The following is a 19308-nucleotide window of genomic DNA, read 5'->3' as shown; positions in this document are numbered from 1 at the left end:
GGAATCGTGTTCGTGGAATCCGATGGCGTGCGGCTGTCCGTGCACGAGCGGGGAAACCGGTCCGCGCCGACTGTCGTCCTGGTGCACGGCTACCCGGACACGCACCGGGTGTGGGACGGGATCGCGGAGATCCTCGCCGAGGAGTTCCACGTCGTGACCTACGACGTGCGCGGCGCGGGCGCGTCCGACAAGCCGAGCGGGCTCGCCGCCTACCGGTTGCCCGTGCTGGCCCGGGATCTGTTCGCGGTGATCGACGCGGTGAGCCCCGACGGGCCGGCGCACGTCGTCGCGCACGACTGGGGGTCCATCCAGTCCTGGGAGGCGGTGACCACGCCGGGCGCGCGGATCGCCTCGTACACCTCGGTTTCCGGCCCGTGCCTGGACCACGTCGGGCACTGGGTGCGGCGGCGTCCGACGCTCGCGCACCTGAAGCAGTTGCTGCACTCCTGGTACATCGTGGCCTTCCACCTGCCGTTCGTCGCGCCTTTCGTGTGGCGGCGGGTCCTCGGCCCGCGCTGGGGCCGGTTGCTGCGCAGGATGGAGGGCGCCCGGTCACACGTGGCACCCTCCGTTGTGGACGATGGTGTGCGCGGAATGTCCCTGTACCGGGCCAACTTCATCCCACGCATCCGTGCGCCGCGTGACCGTCGCACCGACCTCCCGGTGCTGCTCGTCCAACTGCTCAGGGACAAGTACGTCACCGCCGGCACACTGGAGGACGTCGAACGCTGGGCGCCGAACCTGCGCCGCCGAGTGCTCGACGCGGGCCACTGGGCCCCGGTCACCCACGCCCGGCCGCTGGCCCTGCTGGTCGCCGACCATGTCGTCGCCAACCACGTCACCGCTCACACGACGACGGACGCGCCGACCCCAGGACCTCACGCGCCTCACTCCGCGCCAGGTTCCACGACCTCCAGTCGTCGTCCTTGACCTTGCGGTACTGCAACGCGCAGGTGCGCATACCGTCCGGCAACGTGGCGATGGCGGGCACGGCGTCGTCGGAGAGCAGGGAGAGGTAACCCAGGTCGATCGGCCCACCGGCCTGCCACCGCGCGATGTTGCGCTCGGCGATGAACCGGTCGGGATTGAGCAACGCCAACCCGATCAACGCCGCGAACCCGGTCCCCACCACGGCCCGAGCCAACCACCGCGCCCGCAGCTTGACGCCGGCCGCGAGCACCAGCAGGTAGACCACGCCCAGCCAGAGTTCGCACGTGGCGACCAGGACGCGGAGCACGGTGAACCCGTAGGCCTGCTGGTAGGCCCACATCCGGGCGAGCGCGGACGCGACGATGATCAGCGTGAGGACGCTCAACGCCCCGAGCAACCCCCGCAGCCAGCGCCGATCGGAGTCGTTCTCCACCCGTGCGAACCGGGCGGTGACCGCGATGACACCCAACGTGAGCACCGTGACCGCCAGCAACTGCCAGAACCCGCGCCGGGCGTACTCGGCATAGGTGAGGCCGGCGGTGCGGAGGACGTAGTCGTCGCCGCCGAAGAGAGCCGTCACCTGCACCCCGACGAACGCGGCGAACAACGCCACCAGCGCACCCACCGGCAACACCCAGTCACGCCGGGCGAACGTGCGGGGCAGCGAGGACACCTCCTCGGGCGTGCGGGGCGTGGCAATGAGGTGGCAGGCACCAACCGTCGCCACCCCAACCATCAAGAACAAGACGATCGGCTGCCCAACAGACCCGTCCGGCAGAGCGGCCCCGAGCATTCCGGCGAACGCCGCATCCGCCCCGGCCAACAACGGCACGAAAATCACCAGCAGCAACGCGGTGACCACCACCGGCCGAGCCATCGGCGGAGCACCATTGGCCCGCAAACCTTTGGCCAACCAAGGAACCCCCCGAATAGTCGCAAGGGGAACGGCAACCGCCCCCAAAGCCACCCCGTTCGCGGTAACACCACCCGCGACGGCAAGCGACGCGGCAGCACACCCGGCAATCGCGCACAACCCGAACAACCACTGCGACGCGACCAACGTTCCCGTGGCGAAGAGCGCGACGGACAACCCGGCCCACCCCCACCGAACCCTCCTGACCAGCCCGAACACGACCAAGGCGGTCAACCCCCACCCCATACCGGGCCGGTCGAGCGGCAAGAGGGCGGCAGCCGCCCCACCAGCCCCGACGGCGGTGAGCAGCACACGGTTCGGTGACATCGACTTGGCCTCCAGGGCATGCGCCATCACGCCGACTTGCCAGGCCGACGATCTGTAAACGAATGGTTTGCGCCAAAACAGACAACCGCGCCGACCGCTCAGCCGGTGTCCGTGTCTCAGCTTTTGCTCATGAAACTGTCGGTGCCCCGTGGAAGGATGGAATTGGGGGCTGCTCCGAACGCCCGACCCGAAAAGAAGGTAATCGGGGCTGTTTCGAGCGCCCGAGCCCGACCTCCCGCAACACCCGTCGCGACCAGCCGGTCAGGTCCGGCTCGAACTCTCAAGTCGCCGCCGGGGTCGCCTCGGTCCTCGGCGCGGCCAAGCCGGGGTGGAGCGCGGCGGCCTGAGTCGGCGCAGGACTGGCGGGCAGGGTGGCCCGGATCCGGCAGCCCGGCGCGTCCACCACCGCGATGGTGCCGCCGTGGAGGTCGATGATCCACCGGGCGATGTTCAAGCCGAGCCCGGTGCCTCCGTCACCTGCCCGTTCACCCCGGGTGAAGCGCTCGAAGACCCGTTCCCGGTCCTCCGGCGCGATCCCCGGCCCGTCGTCGGACACCTCCAGCACCAACTCGGCGCCGACCCGCGCCGTGACCCGGACCTCACCACCGGCCGGCCCGTGGCGGGCGGCGTTGTCGAGCAGGTTGACCACCACCTGGTGCAGCCGGGCGCGGTCGGCGACCACGGAGGCGTCCGGCGGGTGGACGTCGACGGTGAACCGCACCCCCCGGGCGGCTACCGAAGCCTCTGCCACGACGTCCGCCAACAGCGGCGCGACCGGGAATTCGGCCAACGTCAGCCGGTGCGCGCCGGCGTCGATGCGGGACAGGTCGAGCAGCTCCGTGACCAGGCGCCCCAAACGTTCGGTCTGCGCCAGGGCCGTGCGCATGGTGTTCGCGTCGGGCTCCGCCACGCCGTCCACGACGTTCTCCAACACCGCCTGCAACGCGGTGATCGGCGTGCGCAGCTCGTGCGAGACGTTGGCGATCAGCTCCCGCCGCTGCCGGTCGGCCGCCGCCAGATCGGCCGCCATCTGGTTGAACGCCCCCGCCAGCTCGCCCACCTCGTCACGGGCGGTGGCCCGCACCCGGCGGCTGTAGTCGCCGCGCCGCATCGCCCGCGCGGCGGCGGTCATCTCGCGCAGCGGCTTGGTCATCCCGTGCGCCAGGACCTGCGACGTCACCAGCGCGGAGAGCAGCGCGCCGGTCGTCGTGCCGACGGGCAGCCAGCCGATCTGCGACCAGAAGTACGTGTAGCCGACCGCGCCGGACGCCACCAGCAGGATGCCGAGCTTCAGCTTGATCGACCGCACCGGGTCCAGTGGGCGCGGCAGGAACTCCATGGTCCGGTCGAACGCCGAGCGCACGATCACCGCGGCACCTCCAGCGCGTACCCGACGCCGTGCACGGTCCGGAACAGGTCGGTGCCCAGCTTGCGCCGCAACGCCTTGACGTGGCTGTCGACGGTCCGCGTCCCCGTTCCCTCGTGCCAGCCCCACACCTCGTTGAGCAGGCGTTCCCGCGACTGCACGGCCCGCGGCCGTTCGGCGAAGTGCACCAGCAGCTCGAACTCCGTCGGTGTGAGATGCGCCTCCTCTCCGCCGCGCAGGACCCGTCGTTCGGCCAGGTCGATCTCCAGGTCGGCCAGGGTGATCCGGGCGGACGGCGTCGCGGCCCGGTCGACCCGCCGCAGCAGCGCGTGCACCCGCGCGGCGAGTTCGCGGATGGAGAACGGCTTGGTCAGGTAGTCGTCCGCCCCGACCGCCAGGCCCACCAGGAGATCGGTCTCGTCACCCCGCGCGGTCAGCATCAGGACGGGCACCGGGCGGTCCGCCTGGATCCGCCGGCACACCTCCAGGCCGTCGAACCCCGGCAGCATCACGTCCAGCACCACGAGGTCGGCGTCCGCGGCCTTCGCCACCCCCGACGGACCGTCGTGCGCCAACTCGACCTCGAACCCCTCGGCGCGCAGCCGTGCGGCCACGGACGAGGCGATGGTCAGGTCGTCCTCGACCACCAGAACCCGGCGTGTCATGCGACCGACTCTATGTGCCCCCGGTGGAGAGGCCTGGTGAGAGTTGTGAACGTCCTGTGGAGGCTACGGTGTCCCCGTGGCGGAGGCGGTCCTGGAAGCGGTGTTGGAGCGGATCACGTTCGCCAACGAGGAGACGGGTTACACAGTGGCCCGGGTGGACACCGGCCGGGGCGGGGACCTGGTCACGGTGGTGGGCGCGCTGCTCGGCGCGCAGCCCGGCGAGTCGATCCGCATGCGCGGGCGGTGGGGGTCGCACCCGCAGTACGGCAAGCAGTTCCACGTCGACGACTACACGACCGTCCTGCCGGCGACGATCCAGGGCATCCGGCGTTACCTGGGGTCCGGGTTGATCAAGGGAATCGGGCCGGTGCTCGCCGACCGGATCGTCACGCACTTCGGGGTCGACGCGCTCGACGTCATCGAGCACCAGCCGGAACGGCTCATCGAGGTGCCCAAGCTCGGGCCCAAGCGGACCAAGTTGATCGCGGACGCCTGGGAGGAGCAGAAGGCGATCAAGGAGGTGATGGTCTTCCTCCAGGGCGTCGGCGTGTCCACGTCGCTGGCCGTGCGGATCTACAAGCAGTACAGCGAGAAGTCGATCGACGTCGTTCGTCGGGAGCCATATCGTCTCGCCACAGACGTTTGGGGGATCGGTTTCCGGACGGCGGACACCATCGCCAAGGCCGTCGGGATTCCGCACGACAGCCCGCAGCGGGTCAAGGCCGGGTTGCAGTTCACGCTGTCCGAGGCGACCGGCAACGGCGACTGTTTCCTGCCCGAGAACCAGCTCATCGGCGAGGCCATCAAGATCCTCCAGGTCGACACGGGCCTGGTCATCGAGTGCCTGGCCGAGCTGGTGGCGGAGGAGGGCGTGGTCCGGGAGGTCATGCCGGACGGCGAGGCGGCCGTCTACCTGGTTCCGTTCCACCGGGCGGAGATAGCGTTGGCGAACCAACTGTTGAGACTCCTGCACACCGGCGTCGAACGAATGCCGGCGTTCGGGAACGTCGACTGGGACCAGGCCTTCGCCTGGCTGGGCGCGTCACTGGAGGACAAGCAGCGGGACGCGGTCAAGCTGGCGTTGACCAGGAAGGTCGCGGTGCTGACCGGCGGACCGGGGTGCGGCAAGAGCTTCACGGTGCGGTCGATCGTGCGACTGGCGGTGGCGAAGCGGGCCAAGGTGGTGCTCGCCGCCCCGACCGGCCGGGCCGCGAAACGGCTCACCGAGCTGACCGGGCACGAGGCGCGGACCGTGCACCGGCTGCTGGAGCTGAAGCCGGGTGGCGACGCCGCCTACGACAAGGACCGGCCGTTGGACGCGGACCTCGTCGTGGTGGACGAGGCGTCGATGCTGGACCTTCTGCTGGCCAACAAATTGGTGAAAGCGGTTGCGCCCGGTGCGCACCTGTTGCTGGTCGGCGACGTCGACCAGTTGCCGTCGGTGGGCGCCGGCGAGGTGCTGCGGGACGTGTTGGCGGAGGGCAGCCCGATCCCGAACGTCCGGCTCACGCACATCTTCCGGCAGGCGCAGCAGTCCGGTGTCGTGACGAACGCGCACCGCATCAACGCCGGCGACTACCCGTTGGTGCAGGGGTTGCCGGACTTCTTCCTGTTCCCGGCGGAGGAAGCGGAAGAAGCTGCGACCCTGACCGTGGACGTTGTCGCACAACGCATCCCGCGCAAGTTCGGCCTGAACCCGCGGACCGACGTGCAGGTGCTCGCCCCGATGCACCGCGGACCGGCCGGGGCGGGCGGGTTGAACGTCCTGCTGCAGGAGGCGCTGACACCGTCCAGACAGGACCTGCGGGAGCGCAGGTTCGGCGGACGGGTGTTCCGGGTCGGCGACAAGGTGACGCAGATCCGGAACAACTACGACAAGGGCGAGAACGGCGTCTTCAACGGCACGCTGGGAGTCGTCACCGCGATCGACGCGGTGGACCAGAAGGTGACTGTGAAGACGGACGAGGATGAGGAAGTGGACTACGAGTTCGGCGAACTCGACGAGCTGACCCACGCTTACGCCATGACGATTCATCGCTCACAGGGCAGTGAGTACCCGTGCGTGGTCATTCCAATCACGACCAGCGCGTGGATGATGCTGCAGCGGAACCTGTTGTACACGGCGGTGACCCGGGCCAAGAAGCTGGTAGTGCTGGTCGGGTCCAGGAAGGCGATCGGGCAGGCGGTCCGCACCGTGAGCGCCGGACGACGCCACACGGCGCTGGACCACCGGTTGAGGCAGGGCTGAGTCCGGGGTCGGGGGTCAGGGGTTGGGCGGTCCGGGCTCGGTGGTCAGAGCGCGAGCGCGGTCTTCGGTCGCGAGGGCCGTGGCGTTGGTGTAGGCGGCTTCGAACTGGGCGATCTCGATGCCCTCCAGGCTGATCATGGTTTTTTCGTCCAGCCAGATTTCGAGGTGGCCGTCGGTGACGGCGATCGAGCAGACGGCTGGATGGTGGTTGTCGTCGGAGCAGCGCACGAGCCATTCGCGTGGCGGATGGCAGAGGTCGTGGCTGTTGCCGGGGATGCTGTCGGGGATGGGCGCGGACATTGTTGTCCCCCTTTGAGTGGTCTGAAGGTCAACCAGGTCGGTTTCGGGTGATCGGTTGCTAGCCTGGACCCAGGCGGAGCTACTTTGCAACTGCTGTAAAGCAAATGACACGATCGGATGACCCTCATGCCCTTGACCCCTACGGTGCGGCTGAAATTCCTGTCGATGTACATGCGTGAGGCACGGATCAAGGCAGAGGTTGACCCGAAGGAGGTCGCGAAGCTGCTCGGCCGGGACACCACCCGCGTCACGAAGATGGAGAGAGGCCGCGAGGGCCTGACACCGGGCGACGCGAAGATGCTGCTGGACCGCTACGACGTCCACACCGAGGAGCAGAAGGCGGAGATCGTCGAACTCGCTCGGACGCGCAGCCAGCGCGGGCGCTGGTTGGGGCATCGGGCCACGGTGCCGCTCGAACAGCGGCCCTACTACGACTTCGAGGTCGACTCGAACCTGATCCAGCACTACGGAGCCGAGTTGGTGCCGGGCCTGTTGCAGACCGAGGCCTACATGCGGGCCATGCTCGAACGCAGCTCGCGGGTGGACCCGGCGTCCATCGATGACATCGTGGCGACCAGGTTGGAGCGGCAGGAGGTGATCTTTCGCCAACGGCCCGCCGAAGTGGGGTTTGTGTTGAGTGAGAGCTGCCTGCGGCGGATCTTCGGTGGCAACGCGGTGATGCACCAGCAGATGATTCACCTCGACGCGGTCGCCAAGCGGGCCAATGTCAGGCTCCAGATCCTGCCGTTCGACTCCCCAGGAGGCGGGAACACCTTCGCTTTCACGATGTTGCGGATCCCCGCGCCCACCTCCGCGCCGCCATTGGAGATGGTCTACGTCGAGAACCTGCACGACGCGGACTACCTGGACGGCCTGCCCGAGGTGGCCGACTACGGGAACCTGTGGAGCCGTCTTACGGCTGACGCGCTCGGCCTGGAACAATCGAGGAGGTTCATCAAGGGCGTTGCCCGGCAGTACGCGTGATCGTGAAAGGTGGTCCCCGCCATGGCTCCGGACTTCTCTGCTGCCACCTTCAAGACTTCGAGCTACACCCAGGACAACGGCACCTGTGTCGAGGTCGGTGTGGTGTCGGGGTGCTATGCGGTGCGGGACACCAAGAACCGGGGTGGCGGGCAGGTCCGGGTGCCGGCTCGGGCGTTCCGGGCCTTCCTCCAGGCCTTGCGGGGGTAGCCCGCTGGGTGGCCCAGCGGGCTTCGTGCTCCCCTCCGGCTAGCTCACCGCCCCGGCTACTTCATCGGGTACGCGATGTCGCACACCTCGTCTTCCGGCCCGGCCCCTTCCCACTCCCGGAAGTAGACCTCGCGCGGCGCGCCCGCTTCAGCGAAGCCGTTCTCCTTCAACCACACGGCGACCGCGTCGTACGCCGACAGGATCTGCGGGTACTGGACCTCGCGCTTCTTCAACCGCACGTAAGCCTCGCGGTGGGCCGGTTCGATCCGCGCGGCCGACCCGGCGGGTGGGGCGTCCGCCGCGATGGGCAGCGCCACCTCCACCGGGCCGTCGCTGTCCTCGCTGACCTCGCCGTGGTAGATCACCAGTCCCGGCGCGGACATGCCGCCGTACTTGTGGGTGGCCTTCTCCACCCGGTCCATCGCGCCGGCCATCCACTCGACCAGTGCCGACTGCACCACGTGCCGCTGTTCGGTCAGCACGACCTGCGCCGGCACGTCCCGCTGCTTGACCTCGAACATCTTCGACAGTCCCTTTCCTCCGGTCATCACTGCGTGGAGGTGTGCGGCCAGGTCCCGCTGCATGGCGATGCGCTGCTCGACTGCGTCCCAGTAGACGGCCAGCAGACCGGCCCGGTCCTCTGTGTCGGCACAGATGATCTGACTGACAACGGTCAACGGCATGTCCAGCCTGCGCAGTGACCGCACCAGCCGCGCGTCGGCCAACTGGTCCTCGTGGTATCGGCGATAGCCGTTCGCCGGGTCCACCACGGCCGGCTTCAGCAAACCCTGCCGCTCGTAGAGGCGCAGCGCCTTCAGCGAAAGCCGGGACCGGCGGGCGAATTCGCCGATCCGCAACAGTCGGTCCATCCACACCTCCTCCACGCCGTCGACCCTGAGGCGTGCCCCAAGGGCAGGGTCAAGGGTTGCGCCGGATGTCCGCCCGCGCTTGATGCGCGCGGCACAACTGTCGCCCATAAGCTCCAGGTATGGCCGGTCGGAGGGTGTGCACCGCCACGGTTTTGCCCCATCCTCCTGCTCAACCCTGCCTAGGAGGAAACAACCGTGAAGTCGACAAGACGTTCACTAGTGACACTCGCGATAGCGGGTGTCACAGCCGCCGCGGTGATCCACGGCGGCGTTCCCGGCACCGCGGGCCCCGCACCCGAGGTGACCGCCGTCCAAGCCGGCCCGACGTACGTCTACAAGGTGCACGCGCCGCTCGGCAAAGCCGCCCAAGACCTGCTCAAGCGTGGCTTCGACGTCCTGGAACAGCGGGACGGGGAGTACCTGTTCGTCCTCGGCGATCAGGCCACCGGCCTGAAGCTGAAGACCGACGGGTTCACCTCCGTCATCGACGAGGTGCTGCCCGCGCCGCAGTGGGAGCCGCCGGCCCGCAAGTCGCAGTCCCTCGACGCCGCCGCCCTGGAGGAGACCTACTACGGCGGCTACCGCACGATCAACGCGCAGTACGCGCACCTGGACGCGGTGTCGTCGCAGTACCCGAACCTGACCTCGGTGGTCGACTACGGCGACTCGTGGCGCAAGACCCAGGGCTCGGGCGGCTACGACCTGCGCGCCATCTGCATCACCAAGAAGAACGCCGGCGACTGCGCGCTGAGCACCTCCGCGCCCAAGCCGCGGTTCTTCGTGATGGGCCAACTGCACGCCCGTGAGATCACCACCGGCGACGTGGCGTACCGCTGGATCGACCACCTGACCCAGGGCTACGGCACCGACGCCGAGGTCACGGCGCTGCTCGACACCACCGAGGTGTGGGTCGTGCCGATCGCCAACCCGGACGGCGTGAACATCGTGCAGCAGGGCGGCAACTCGCCGCGCTACCAGCGCAAGAACGCCAACACCACGCATGGGGCGAGCTGCTCGGGCACGTCGGCGTCGCACGTCGGCATCGACCTGAACCGCAACACCAACTCGCACTGGGGCGGCGAGGGCACGTCCTCCAACCCGTGCGACCAGACCTTCAAGGGCCCGTCGGCCAACTCCGAGGTCGAGACCCGCTCGCTGCAGGCGTTGTGGCGCAACCTGTACAAGGACCGCCGCGGCACCGGCAACACCGACGCCGCGCCGGCCGACACGACCGGTCTCGTGGTCTCCATGCACAGCTACTCGAACCTGGTGCTGTTCCCGTGGGGCTGGACGACCCAGTACAAGACCGGCAACGACGCCGCGCTGCGCGGCATGGCGCGGGACATGGCGCAACTGGCGGGCGGCTGGCAGTACGGGCAGCCCGGCGAGGTGCTGTACAACGCGGCCGGCGCGACCGACGACTGGGTCTACGACGACCTCGGCGTGGCCTCGTACGTGTGGGAGATCGGTCCGGGGTCCGGCACGTGCAGCGGGTTCCTCCCCGCGTACTCGTGCCAGACGTCGATGTTCTGGCCGAAGGTCAAGTCCATGTTGCTGTACTCGGCCAAGAAGGCGTCCAACCCGTACGGCGGCGCGAACCAGCCCGGACCGTGCCCGAAGGCCACCAACGACGGCGACGTGGCCATCCCGGACGCCGGCGCGGCCGTGACGAGCACGATCACCATCGCCGGCTGCACGGGCAACGCTTCGGCGACCTCGCAGGTCGAGGTGCACGTCAAGCACACCTACCGCGGTGACGTGGTGCTGGACCTGGTGGCCCCGGACGGCACCGCGTACCGGTTGAAGCCGTCCAACAACGAGTCGGCGGACAACATCGACACCACCTACACGGCCGACGTGTCCAGCGAGGTGCGCAACGGCGCCTGGAAGCTGAAGGCGCAGGACGTGTACGCGGCGGACAGCGGGTACATCGATACCTGGAGCCTGACGCTGTAGTCCCGGCTCCGCCCCTCTCGAAACCGGCCTCGCAGGCGCTTGCCGCCTGCGGGGCCTCTTCGTGTCCGTCCCAACGGGCGACTGGGCTTGCTTCACCGGTCGGGAGCGGGTCTGATCTCCGGGCGTGGAGCGCAGCGCGGTGGAGTTCGGGGTGCTCGGGCCGATCACGGTCCGGCGTGACGGCCAGGAGATCCCGGTGACCAGCGCGCAGCAGCGGTGCGTGCTGGCGTCGCTGCTGCTGAACCTCGGCCGGCCCGTGGGGTCGGATCACCTGATCAACCAGTTGTGGCCCATGGAAAAGCCGGCGACCGCGCGGAACGTGGTGCAGACGCACGTGGCGGGTCTGCGGCGGCTGTTGGGGCCGGACCCGAGTGTCGGCCTGCCGCACACGGCTTCCGGCTACCTGCTGGACGTGGATCCGGAACAGGTCGACCTGTACCGGTTCCGGTCGCTGGTCGCCGCGGCCCGCCAGGCATCCGGCGACGCGCGGACGGCGCTGCTCCGACGGGCGTTGGAGATCCCGAGGGGTGCTCCGCTGGCCGATGTCCCCGGCCTGGATGACGTCCGGCAGGCGTTGGCGGAGGAGCAGTTGGCGGTGCGCGAGCTGTTCCTGGAGACGGAGGTCGAGGCCGGGCGACACGCCGAGGTGCTGTCAGAACTGCGCGGTCTGTCCGCCGAATACCCGCTCCGGGAGCGGCTCGCGGGGCTGTTGATGTTGGCGCTGCACCGCCTGGGCCGGCGGGCCGATGCTCTGGAGCGGTACCGCCATGCCGCGAAGCTGCTGGCCGAGAAGTTGGGCCTCGATCCCGGCTCGGCTCTGCGAGAGCTGCATGGGCGCATACTCATAGACGACCCGACTCTGGCTGTCGACCCTGTGCCGGCGCGCAGGCCTGAGCCACTACCGGACGAACCGGCGGAAGAGGTGGACGAGCCCGACGCGGACGTCGAGTGGGCGACCGACGCGCCGGCGCGGCGGGACCACCTCAACCGCGTGGCGCTGGCCGACGTGATGGCGGCGCGGTTGCGGGAGGTGCGGCGGGACGAGCCGGGGACGTCGTTCCTGGTCCACCTCGACGGGCCGTGGGGCGCCGGAAAGTCCAGCCTGCTCAACTTCCTCGGCGAGCGGCTGGCCGGGGAGTTCACCCTGGTGCGGTTCGACGCGTGGCGGCAGGCGCGGATCGCGCCGCCGTGGTGGACGCTGCTCGGCGCGACCCGCAAGGAGATCACGCGGCAGCGCGGGCCGTGGACGGCGTGGTGGCTGCGGCTGGAGGAGACGTTCTTCCGGGCCCGTCGGACCGGGGCGCCGTACCTGCTGGCGCTCGTGCTGGTGGCGGCCACGGCCACGGCCGTGGTGCTGTGGTGGCCGCGCGGCACGGGCGACCCGGTCGGCTCGGTGGCGAAGGGCGTCACGGCGGCGGTCGCCGCGGTCGGGGCGCTGTGGGCGGTGTCGCGGGTGGTGAGCCGGTTCCTGCTGTGGGACTCCGCGCGCGGCGCGCGGCTGTTCGAGCAGTCCACCGCCAACCCGATGGACGAGGTCGCGGCGCACTTCGGGTGGATGCTCGGCAAGTCACGCAAGCCCGTGCTGTTCTTCATCGACGACCTGGACCGCTGCCAGGACACCTACGTCGTGGAGCTGCTCGACTCCGTGCAGACGCTCGTCCGGGACTCCGGCACGGCCGCCTACTTCGTGGTCGCGGCGGACGGGGTGTGGCTGCGGACCAGCTACGAGATCGCCTACCGGACGTTCGGGGACGCCGTCGCGTCGCCCGGCTACCCGCTCGGGCACCTGTTCCTGGACAAGCTCTTCCAGCTCACCGTCCCCGTCCCGGCGCCGACCACGCGGTTGCGGGCCGCGTATCTCGACCGGCTGCTCAAGGTCGGGCCCGCCGACGAGCACGAGCGGCTGGAGGCCGAGGTGGGCCGGGCGCGGGAACGGATCGCGGCCGGTGACGAAGCGGGCATCCTGCGGGTGCTGGACGAGGCGAGCGAGGCGGCCCGCGAGGACCTGGTGGGCGACGCGGCGGTGGCGTTGGCGTCGACCCGGACGCGCGTCCGGACCGAGCACGCCCTGCGCCGGTTCGTGCCGCTGCTGGACGCGAACCCGCGCAACGTCAAGAAGTTCCTCAACACCTACAGCGTGCTGCGGTCCGTGCGGGTGCTGGAGAACAACACCGTGCCGAGCGAGGCGTTGGCGCTGTGGTCGATCCTGCGGGTCCGGTGGCCCGCGATGGCCGACCACCTGGAGGCCCACCCGGAGGCGTTGCGCGGGATCGTGGACTCGCTGTGGGTGTCCGAGTGCTTCCCCGAGCACCTGCGGGACCTGGCGCGGGACGACGGGTTCCGGGCCGTCGTGCGGCACGGTCCGCTGACCGCCGAGCTGATCAGGCGGTGCTGCGGAGCCGAGGACTGACGAAGGGGAGAGCCCCTGCGGGGGAGACGCCCGCAGGGGCCCTTCCGGTGGGGAGGTGTTACTTCAGGCCGTTGCCCATGGCGGTGATGAGTTCACCGTTGGTCGTGTCGCCGGTCAGTTCCCAGAAGAACGCGCCGCCGAGGTTCTGCTGCTTGGTCCACTGCATCTTGCTGTTGATGGTCGCCGGGGTGTCGTAGCTCCACCACTGGTTGCCGCAGTGCGCGTACGCGGTGCCCGCGATGGTGCCGGTGGCCGGGCACTTGGACTTGAGGATCTTGTAGTCCTCGATGCCCTTCTCGTACGTGCCCGGAGCGCCGTCGGTCGCCGTGCCGCCCGGGGCGGACTGCGTGACGCCGGTCCAGCCGCGGCCGTAGAAGCCGATGCCGAGCAGCAGCTTGGACGCCGGGATGCCCTTGCCCTTCAGCTTCTGGATCGCCGCCTCGGTGGTGAAGCCCTGCGTCGGGATGCCCGCGTAGGACGTCAACGGGGAGTGCGGGGCCGTCGGGCCCTGCGCCGCCCACGCGCCGAAGAAGTCGTAGGTCATCACGTTGTACCAGTCGAAGTACTGCGCCGCGCCGCCGTAGTCGGCCGCGTCGAGCTTGCCGCCGTCGCTGCCGTCCGCGCTGATGGCGGCGGTGACCAGGTTGGTGGAGCCGAACCGGCTGCGCAGCGCCTGGGCCAGGTTCTTCAGCGCCGCCGGGCCGCTGGTGTCGCAGGTCAGGCCGCAGGCGTTCGGGTACTCCCAGTCGATGTCGATGCCGTCGAACACGTCCGCCCAGCGCGGGTCCTCGACCAGCTTGTAGCAGGACTCCGCGAACGCGGCCGGGTTCTGCGCCGCCTGGCCGAAGCCGCCGGACCAGGTCCAGCCGCCGAACGACCACAGCACCTTGATGTGCGGGTACATCTTCTTCAGCTTGCGAAGCTGGTTGAAGTTGCCGCGCAGGGCGCCCGCGTCCCACGTGTCCGACGTGCCGTCGACGCTGGTGTCCGCGCCGTAGAACTTGTCGTAGTCGGCGTAGGTGTCGTCGTTCGCGGTGCACCGGCCGCCGGTCACGTTGCCGAACGCGTAGTTGATGTGCGTGAGCTTCGCGGCCGAGCCGGAGGTGTGGATGTTCTTGACGTGGTAGTTGCGGCCGTAGACGCCCCACTGCACGAAGTAGCCCAGGTTCTTGTAGCCGCTGGGCGGGGTCGTGGTCGTGGTGGACGTGGTCGGCGTCGTGGTCGTCGTGGACGTGCTGGTCGACGTCGACGTGCTCGTGGTGGTCGTGGTGGTGGTCGTCGTGGTCGTCGTGCCACCGCCGGCGTCACAGGAGGCGCCGTTCAGCTTGCAGTTCGCGGGACCGGAGAACGCGCCGGAGTAGACGACGTTGAAGCCGAAGCTCAGGCTGGCGCCGACGCCCAGGCTGCCGTTCCACGTGTTCTTCACCGTGACGTGCTGGCCGCTGGTGGTGTAGCTGCCGTCCCACAGGGAGCTGACCTTGTGGTTGGCGGGCAGGTCGAACTCCACGGTCCAGCCGGAGATGGCCGCGGCGGAGGCGTTGCGGATCGTGTACTTGCCCTCGTAGCCGGAGCCCCAGTCCGAGCCCTTGGTGAAGGTGGCCGACAGTCCGCCCGCGCCGCTCGCCGCGGGCACCAGGACCAGACCGAGGACCATCGTGGCGACCGCCACGACCAGCGCTGTGAGATGCCATCGGATCTTGGACATCGTGCTCCTCGTCAGGGAAGGAGTGCAGGGTTGAGAAGAACATGTGGTTCAGACCACTTGACGGTCAAGGTCTAGACCACTTGTGTCACTCGAATGGACTAATGGATCGGCCTGTGAAAGCGCTTTCACCAGCGGTCGACCACTAGGGGTGCGCTTCGCCGAAAGTCGCCTTCGCGGTCCCACCAGAGGGGGTCGCCGGGCGCCCGGGGAAAGGTCAGACTCGGACACCTCAACGTCTGACAGGGAGGAAGCGTTGATGCGCAAGAGGGGAATCGCGTTAGTCGCCGTCGTCGGTCTGGCGGCACTCGGGATCGGCGGCACGGCCGTCGCGGAGCCGGTGGGCGCCGACGGCCGGATCGACCGCCAGGTCGTGCAGCGGGCGCTGGACAGGCTGACCACCGAGGGCGGCGCCGCCGGGGCGCAGGTGCGGATCACCGACGGGCGGCAGCAGTTCACCGCGCGCAGTGGGGTCGCGGAGTGGGAGAAGGCCAGGCCGGTGCCGTTGGACGGCCGGTTCCGGGTCGGCAGCGTCACCAAGACGTTCGTGTCGACCGTGGTGTTGCAGCTCGTCGGGGAGGGGAAGGTCGGGCTGGACGACCCGGTCGGCGAGTACCTGCCGGGGCTGCTGCCGGACGGCGACAAGATCACCGTGCGGATGATCCTGCAGCACACCAGCGGGCTGTACAACTACACGGCGGCACTGCCGCTCGACCCGGCAGGCTTCGAGGGCATCCGGTACAAGCACTGGGAGCCGCGCGAGATGGTGGCGATCTCCACGGCGAAGCCGCTGGACTTCCCGCCCGGCACGTCGTGGAACTACTCGAACACCAACTACATCGTGGCGGGCATGCTGATCGAGCAGGTCACCGGGCGGCCGTACGAGGCGGCGATCGGGCAGCGCATCCTGCGCCCGCTGGGCCTGCGCGACACGTCGGTGCCCGGCGACCGGGTGCCCGTGCCCGGCCCGCACGCGCACGGCTACTACCGCGTGGACGGGAAGGTCGTGGACGTCACGAAGATCAACCCGTCGGTCGCGTGGGCGGCGGGCGAGATGATCTCGACCGCCGCTGACCTGGACCGGTTCATCGACGCGCTGCTGGACGGCCGCCTGCTGGCGCCCGCGCAGCAGGCGGAGCTGACCCGGACCCTGCCGTTCACCGGCGGGTACGGACTGGGCTTCGAGGAGGTCGAGCTGCCGTGCGGCGTGAAGGTGTACGGCCACGGCGGCTCCATCCCCGGCTACAACACGTACCTGGGCAGCACGAAGGACACGAAGACGCGCCTGGAGGGCTCGCTCACGACTTCTCCGGACGGCGGCAACGGCGCCGGGCTTGAGGACCTGCTGAACGAGGTCTTCTGCTGATCGGATGTGCGGGGCGAGGGGGCTTTCCGGACTTCGGGGAGCCCCCTCACCGCTTGGTCCCGTTGACCACGGCGATGATCTCGTCGGCGAGGAACCGACGCACCCGGCTGGAGCGCGCCAACTCGACCACCATGCCTTCCTCGACCAGCTTCTCGACATTCACGGTGGCGGCGCGGTGGGTGACGCCGAGGACTTCCTGCACGGTGCCGATCGTGAGCGCGGGGGTCTCGAAGAGCGCGTCCACCAGCTTCGGCAGCAGGCTGGACGAACGGACTCCGGTGACCTTCGCCCGGTACCGCTCACGCAGCTCTTGCAGCCTGTTCGCGCGCCGCAGCACGTCTTTTGCCTGCGCGGCGACGACTTCGAGGAAGAACGCGATCCAGTTCTCCCAGTCGCCGCGGGTGGACACCATCAGGAGCCGTGTGTAGTAGTCCTGTCGTCGGCGCTCGATGTAGGCCGAGAAGTCGAGCATCGGACCCGGCAGCAGACCCCATCTCACCAGCAGGAGCGACACGAGCAGCCGCCCCACCCGCCCGTTGCCGTCGCGGAACGGGTGGATCGCCTCGAACTGGTAGTGCAGGCAGGCGATCTCCGCCAACGGCGGCAGGTCGTGCGGGCCGTCGAGGTGGCTGTCGAAGGCGTCGAGGCAGTCGCGCAGCCGCTCGGGCGGCGGTGGGACGTACGACGCGTTCTCCACCGGGTCGCCGGGCGATCCGATCCAGTTCTGCGAGTCGCGGAACCGGCCTGGATCGGCGAGTTCGCCTCGCACACCGGTCAGCAGGATGCGATGGGCCTCTCGCAGCGCCCACAAACCGACTCGGGCGTCCTGGTGGGTGTCGACCAAGAGGTAGTCCATGGCCTTGACGTAATTGGCGACCTCGCGCACGTCGTCGTTGTCCGGGTGGTCCGAGCGTTCGATCTCGAACAGCACCAGATCCGACAAGGTGGCCTGAGTCCCCTCGATGCGACTGGACAACACCGCTTCGCGGCGGAGCAGCGCACGTGTGAACAGACGAGGACTGGGCAGGGTCCGGCCGACGCCGGCAAGTTCACCCAACGCCCGGTCGGCGGCCGACAGCGCTCGAACGAGGTCACCATTGAACGTCACGGCTGGTGGGAGCGGCGGTGGGACGAACGCGTCGAAGCCGCCCAGCGAACGTACGACGTGTGATCGTTGGGCTGCCGAGAATCCATCGCGGAACAGTGCTACTCAACTCCGATTCGACACCGCTTGTGCTACCTAACCGGCGGTTCAGTATCGCAGACCCGGTGAAGTGTGCCTTGGGGTATCACTGGCCGGCCGTGGTCAGGAACCGCTCCACCTGCGCCACCACGAACGCGTGGTCGTCGGCCTGCGGCAGCCCTGACACCCCGACGGTGCCGACCAGGCCCACCCCGGCGATGTTCACCGGGAACACACCACCGTGGGCCGAGTACTCCCGCGGGTCCAGGTAGGAGTCCGCCTCGAACGACTTGCCTTGCGCGCGGAAGCTCTCGCCGACCCAGAACGAGCTGCGCCCGTACCGGTCCACCACCCGGCTCTTGCGCTCGATCCACCCGTCGTTGTCGGCCGACGTCCCCGGCAGGGCGGCGTGGAACAAGCGCTGCCGGCCCCGGCGCACGGACACCACCACGGGCAGGCCCTGCTCCCTGGCCGCGTCGACCATCAGGGTGCCCAGTGCGAGCGCGTCCTCGTTGGTGAACGACGTGAACACCAACCGCTCCTCCTGCTCGGCCAACGCCTCCAGCAGGCTCATACCGTCACCACCTGTCCGGTCCGGGCGGATGTGAAAGCCGCCTTGATCACTTCCAGCGCGCACACCGCCGACTCCGGGTCGACGGGCACGGGGCCGCCGGAGGTCAGAGCTTCCCCCGGGAGCCGGTAGAACTCCGCATAGGCCCCCGGCAGTCCCAGTGCGGAGAGGCGCAGCGTTAAATCAACAGTGTTTAGTAATGACGGGTCGTGCCATCATGCGAACGTGCCGAATTTGCGCTTCCTGCGCGGATACAACGACGCGGTGGTGCTTGGCCTCGCCAGGTCGGGCGCCGTCACCAGGGTCGACCTCGCCGAGCGCAGCGGACTGACACCGCAGGCGGTGTCCAAGGTGGTCGGCAGGCTCATCGCCGACGGCCTGCTGGCCGAGACCGGCACGCGCAACGTCGGCGTCGGCAAGCCGCGCACCCTCCTGAAGCTCGTCGCCGACAGCCGGCTGGCGCTCGGCGCCCAGGTCGAGCGGGACGAGTTGCGGGTCGTGCTCACCGACCTCGCGGGTGGCGTGCTGGACCGCGCGGTCGCGCCGCTGCCGGCCGACTTCGACCCCGGGACGTTCGTCGCCGAGCTGACCCGGCTGGTCGACAAGATGCGCAACGACCGGCTGCTCGGCGTCGGCATCGGGTTCGTCGGGCCGCTCGACCACCGGACCGGCGTGATACACGACGCCACGGCGTTGCGGAAGTGGCACGACGTGCCGCTGCGCGAGGTCGCCGAGCAGCAGCTCGGGCTGCCGGTCGTGGTCGACAAGGACACCAACACCGCGATCCTCGCCGAGGCGTGGCGCAGCGGCGAGGAGCTGCGGAACGCGGTGCTCGTCCTGGTCGGCACCGGCCTGGGCGTGGGGCTGCTGCTGGACGGGCAGGTCTACCGGGGCGCGCGCACCAACGCGGGCGAGTTCGGGCACACCACCATCCAGCTCGACGGGCCGCGCTGCGTGTGCGGGCGGACCGGGTGCGTGGAGGCCGTGCACAACGCCGCCGCGCGGGCCGGCGACCTCGCCGCCGCCACGTCCGTCGTGGGCACGGCGGTGGCCGACCTCGTGCAGCTACTGGACGTGGACCACGTGGTGCTGGCGGGCCGTGCGGTGCTCGCCGCGCCCGCCGAGTACCTGGCCGGCGTGCGCGCGAAGCTGCCCACCGCGGAGTGGCTGCCGGTGGACGTGGGCATCACCCCGTTGGCGGATGACGTGGTCGCGGCCGGGGCGGCGATGCTCGTCCTGAGCGAGTTCTACGGACGCCCCAGGTAACCGATTTGGGACAGCGCCGCTCGCCGGCACCCGTGCGGGTGATTC

Annotated in this window: 16 protein-coding genes; 8 read left to right on the top strand and 8 right to left on the bottom strand. The window is 69.5% G+C overall.

The genetic code is table 11. From position 1 onward, the window contains the following. Window positions 1-6 precede the first annotated feature (6 nt). On the top strand, window positions 7-930 hold the full coding sequence (locus tag ACQPZF_RS36800) for an alpha/beta fold hydrolase (protein WP_433265036.1): 924 nt from the start codon (window positions 7-9) through the stop codon (window positions 928-930). Here the strand turns inward: ACQPZF_RS36800 and ACQPZF_RS36795 are convergent. The 3 genes from ACQPZF_RS36795 to ACQPZF_RS36785 all read right to left on the bottom strand — a co-directional run bounded on the left by ACQPZF_RS36795 (window position 839) and on the right by ACQPZF_RS36785 (window position 4201). Then, complete coding sequence (locus tag ACQPZF_RS36795) at window positions 839-2089, bottom strand: DUF4153 domain-containing protein (protein WP_433274881.1); 1251 nt, start codon at window positions 2087-2089, stop codon at window positions 839-841. The genes ACQPZF_RS36800 and ACQPZF_RS36795 overlap by 92 nt on opposite strands. A gap of 361 nt (window positions 2090-2450) precedes the next feature. Further along, window positions 2451-3509 carry a sensor histidine kinase gene (locus ACQPZF_RS36790; RefSeq protein WP_433274879.1) on the bottom strand — a complete coding sequence of 353 codons (1059 nt, stop codon included), beginning with the start codon at window positions 3507-3509 and terminating at the stop codon, window positions 2451-2453. Window positions 3510-3535: 26 nt separating this feature from the next. Continuing rightward, window positions 3536-4201 (bottom strand): response regulator transcription factor, encoded by a 666-nt coding sequence (locus ACQPZF_RS36785; protein WP_433265034.1) that lies wholly within the window; start codon window positions 4199-4201, stop codon window positions 3536-3538. Between the two features lie 76 nt (window positions 4202-4277). Between ACQPZF_RS36785 and recD2 the strand changes: the two genes are divergently transcribed. After that, window positions 4278-6449: an SF1B family DNA helicase RecD2 gene (gene recD2 / locus ACQPZF_RS36780; protein ID WP_433265032.1), complete on the top strand. Its 2172-nt coding sequence runs from the start codon at window positions 4278-4280 to the stop codon at window positions 6447-6449. Window positions 6450-6464: 15 nt separating this feature from the next. Here recD2 and ACQPZF_RS36775 read toward each other — a convergent pair whose 3' ends face one another. Continuing rightward, window positions 6465-6749 (bottom strand): hypothetical protein, encoded by a 285-nt coding sequence (locus ACQPZF_RS36775; RefSeq protein ID WP_433265030.1) that lies wholly within the window; start codon window positions 6747-6749, stop codon window positions 6465-6467. Window positions 6750-6875: 126 nt separating this feature from the next. Here ACQPZF_RS36775 and ACQPZF_RS36770 point away from each other — a divergent pair, with 126 nt between their 5' ends. After that, window positions 6876-7733: a helix-turn-helix domain-containing protein gene (locus tag ACQPZF_RS36770; RefSeq protein WP_433265028.1), complete on the top strand. Its 858-nt coding sequence runs from the start codon at window positions 6876-6878 to the stop codon at window positions 7731-7733. Between the two features lie 21 nt (window positions 7734-7754). Next, entirely contained in the window at window positions 7755-7940 is a 186-nt protein-coding gene (locus ACQPZF_RS36765; RefSeq protein ID WP_433265026.1) for a DUF397 domain-containing protein, read from the top strand. A gap of 56 nt (window positions 7941-7996) precedes the next feature. Here the strand turns inward: ACQPZF_RS36765 and ACQPZF_RS36760 are convergent, their stop codons facing one another. Next, a complete protein-coding gene (locus tag ACQPZF_RS36760; protein ID WP_433265024.1) occupies window positions 7997-8809 on the bottom strand; it encodes a MerR family transcriptional regulator in 813 nt (270 codons plus the stop codon). A gap of 219 nt (window positions 8810-9028) precedes the next feature. Between ACQPZF_RS36760 and ACQPZF_RS36755 the strand changes: the two genes are divergently transcribed. Both ACQPZF_RS36755 and ACQPZF_RS36750 read left to right on the top strand, forming a co-directional pair. Continuing rightward, window positions 9029-10765: a M14 family zinc carboxypeptidase gene (locus ACQPZF_RS36755; protein ID WP_433265022.1), complete on the top strand. Its 1737-nt coding sequence runs from the start codon at window positions 9029-9031 to the stop codon at window positions 10763-10765. A 124-nt stretch (window positions 10766-10889) separates the two neighbouring features. Next, window positions 10890-13175, top strand: a complete 2286-nt coding sequence (locus tag ACQPZF_RS36750; RefSeq protein WP_433265020.1) for a BTAD domain-containing putative transcriptional regulator — start codon at window positions 10890-10892, stop codon at window positions 13173-13175. Window positions 13176-13233: 58 nt separating this feature from the next. Here the strand turns inward: ACQPZF_RS36750 and ACQPZF_RS36745 are convergent, their stop codons facing one another. Further along, entirely contained in the window at window positions 13234-14880 is a 1647-nt protein-coding gene (locus ACQPZF_RS36745; protein ID WP_433265018.1) for a glycosyl hydrolase family 18 protein, read from the bottom strand. A 256-nt stretch (window positions 14881-15136) separates the two neighbouring features. Between ACQPZF_RS36745 and ACQPZF_RS36740 the strand changes: the two genes are divergently transcribed. Next, window positions 15137-16243, top strand: coding sequence for a serine hydrolase (locus ACQPZF_RS36740; RefSeq protein WP_433265016.1), 1107 nt, complete (start codon window positions 15137-15139; stop codon window positions 16241-16243). A gap of 46 nt (window positions 16244-16289) precedes the next feature. On the opposite strand, the gene ACQPZF_RS36735 is transcribed toward ACQPZF_RS36740, so the two are convergent. Continuing rightward, complete coding sequence (locus ACQPZF_RS36735; protein ID WP_433265014.1) at window positions 16290-17351, bottom strand: Fic family protein; 1062 nt, start codon at window positions 17349-17351, stop codon at window positions 16290-16292. Between the two features lie 181 nt (window positions 17352-17532). Then, window positions 17533-18000 carry a heme-degrading domain-containing protein gene (locus ACQPZF_RS36730; RefSeq protein ID WP_433265012.1) on the bottom strand — a complete coding sequence of 156 codons (468 nt, stop codon included), beginning with the start codon at window positions 17998-18000 and terminating at the stop codon, window positions 17533-17535. A 222-nt stretch (window positions 18001-18222) separates the two neighbouring features. Between ACQPZF_RS36730 and ACQPZF_RS36725 the strand changes: the two genes are divergently transcribed. Next, window positions 18223-19263, top strand: a complete 1041-nt coding sequence (locus ACQPZF_RS36725) for an ROK family transcriptional regulator (protein WP_433265010.1) — start codon at window positions 18223-18225, stop codon at window positions 19261-19263. Window positions 19264-19308 lie beyond the last annotated feature (45 nt).

It is taken from the genome of Actinosynnema sp. CS-041913, from assembly GCF_050942485.1.
In the GTDB taxonomy this organism is placed as follows: domain Bacteria; phylum Actinomycetota; class Actinomycetes; order Mycobacteriales; family Pseudonocardiaceae; genus Actinosynnema.
Note: the sequence above shows the minus strand (reverse complement) of the source record. Positions and strands in the feature narration are given on the sequence as shown.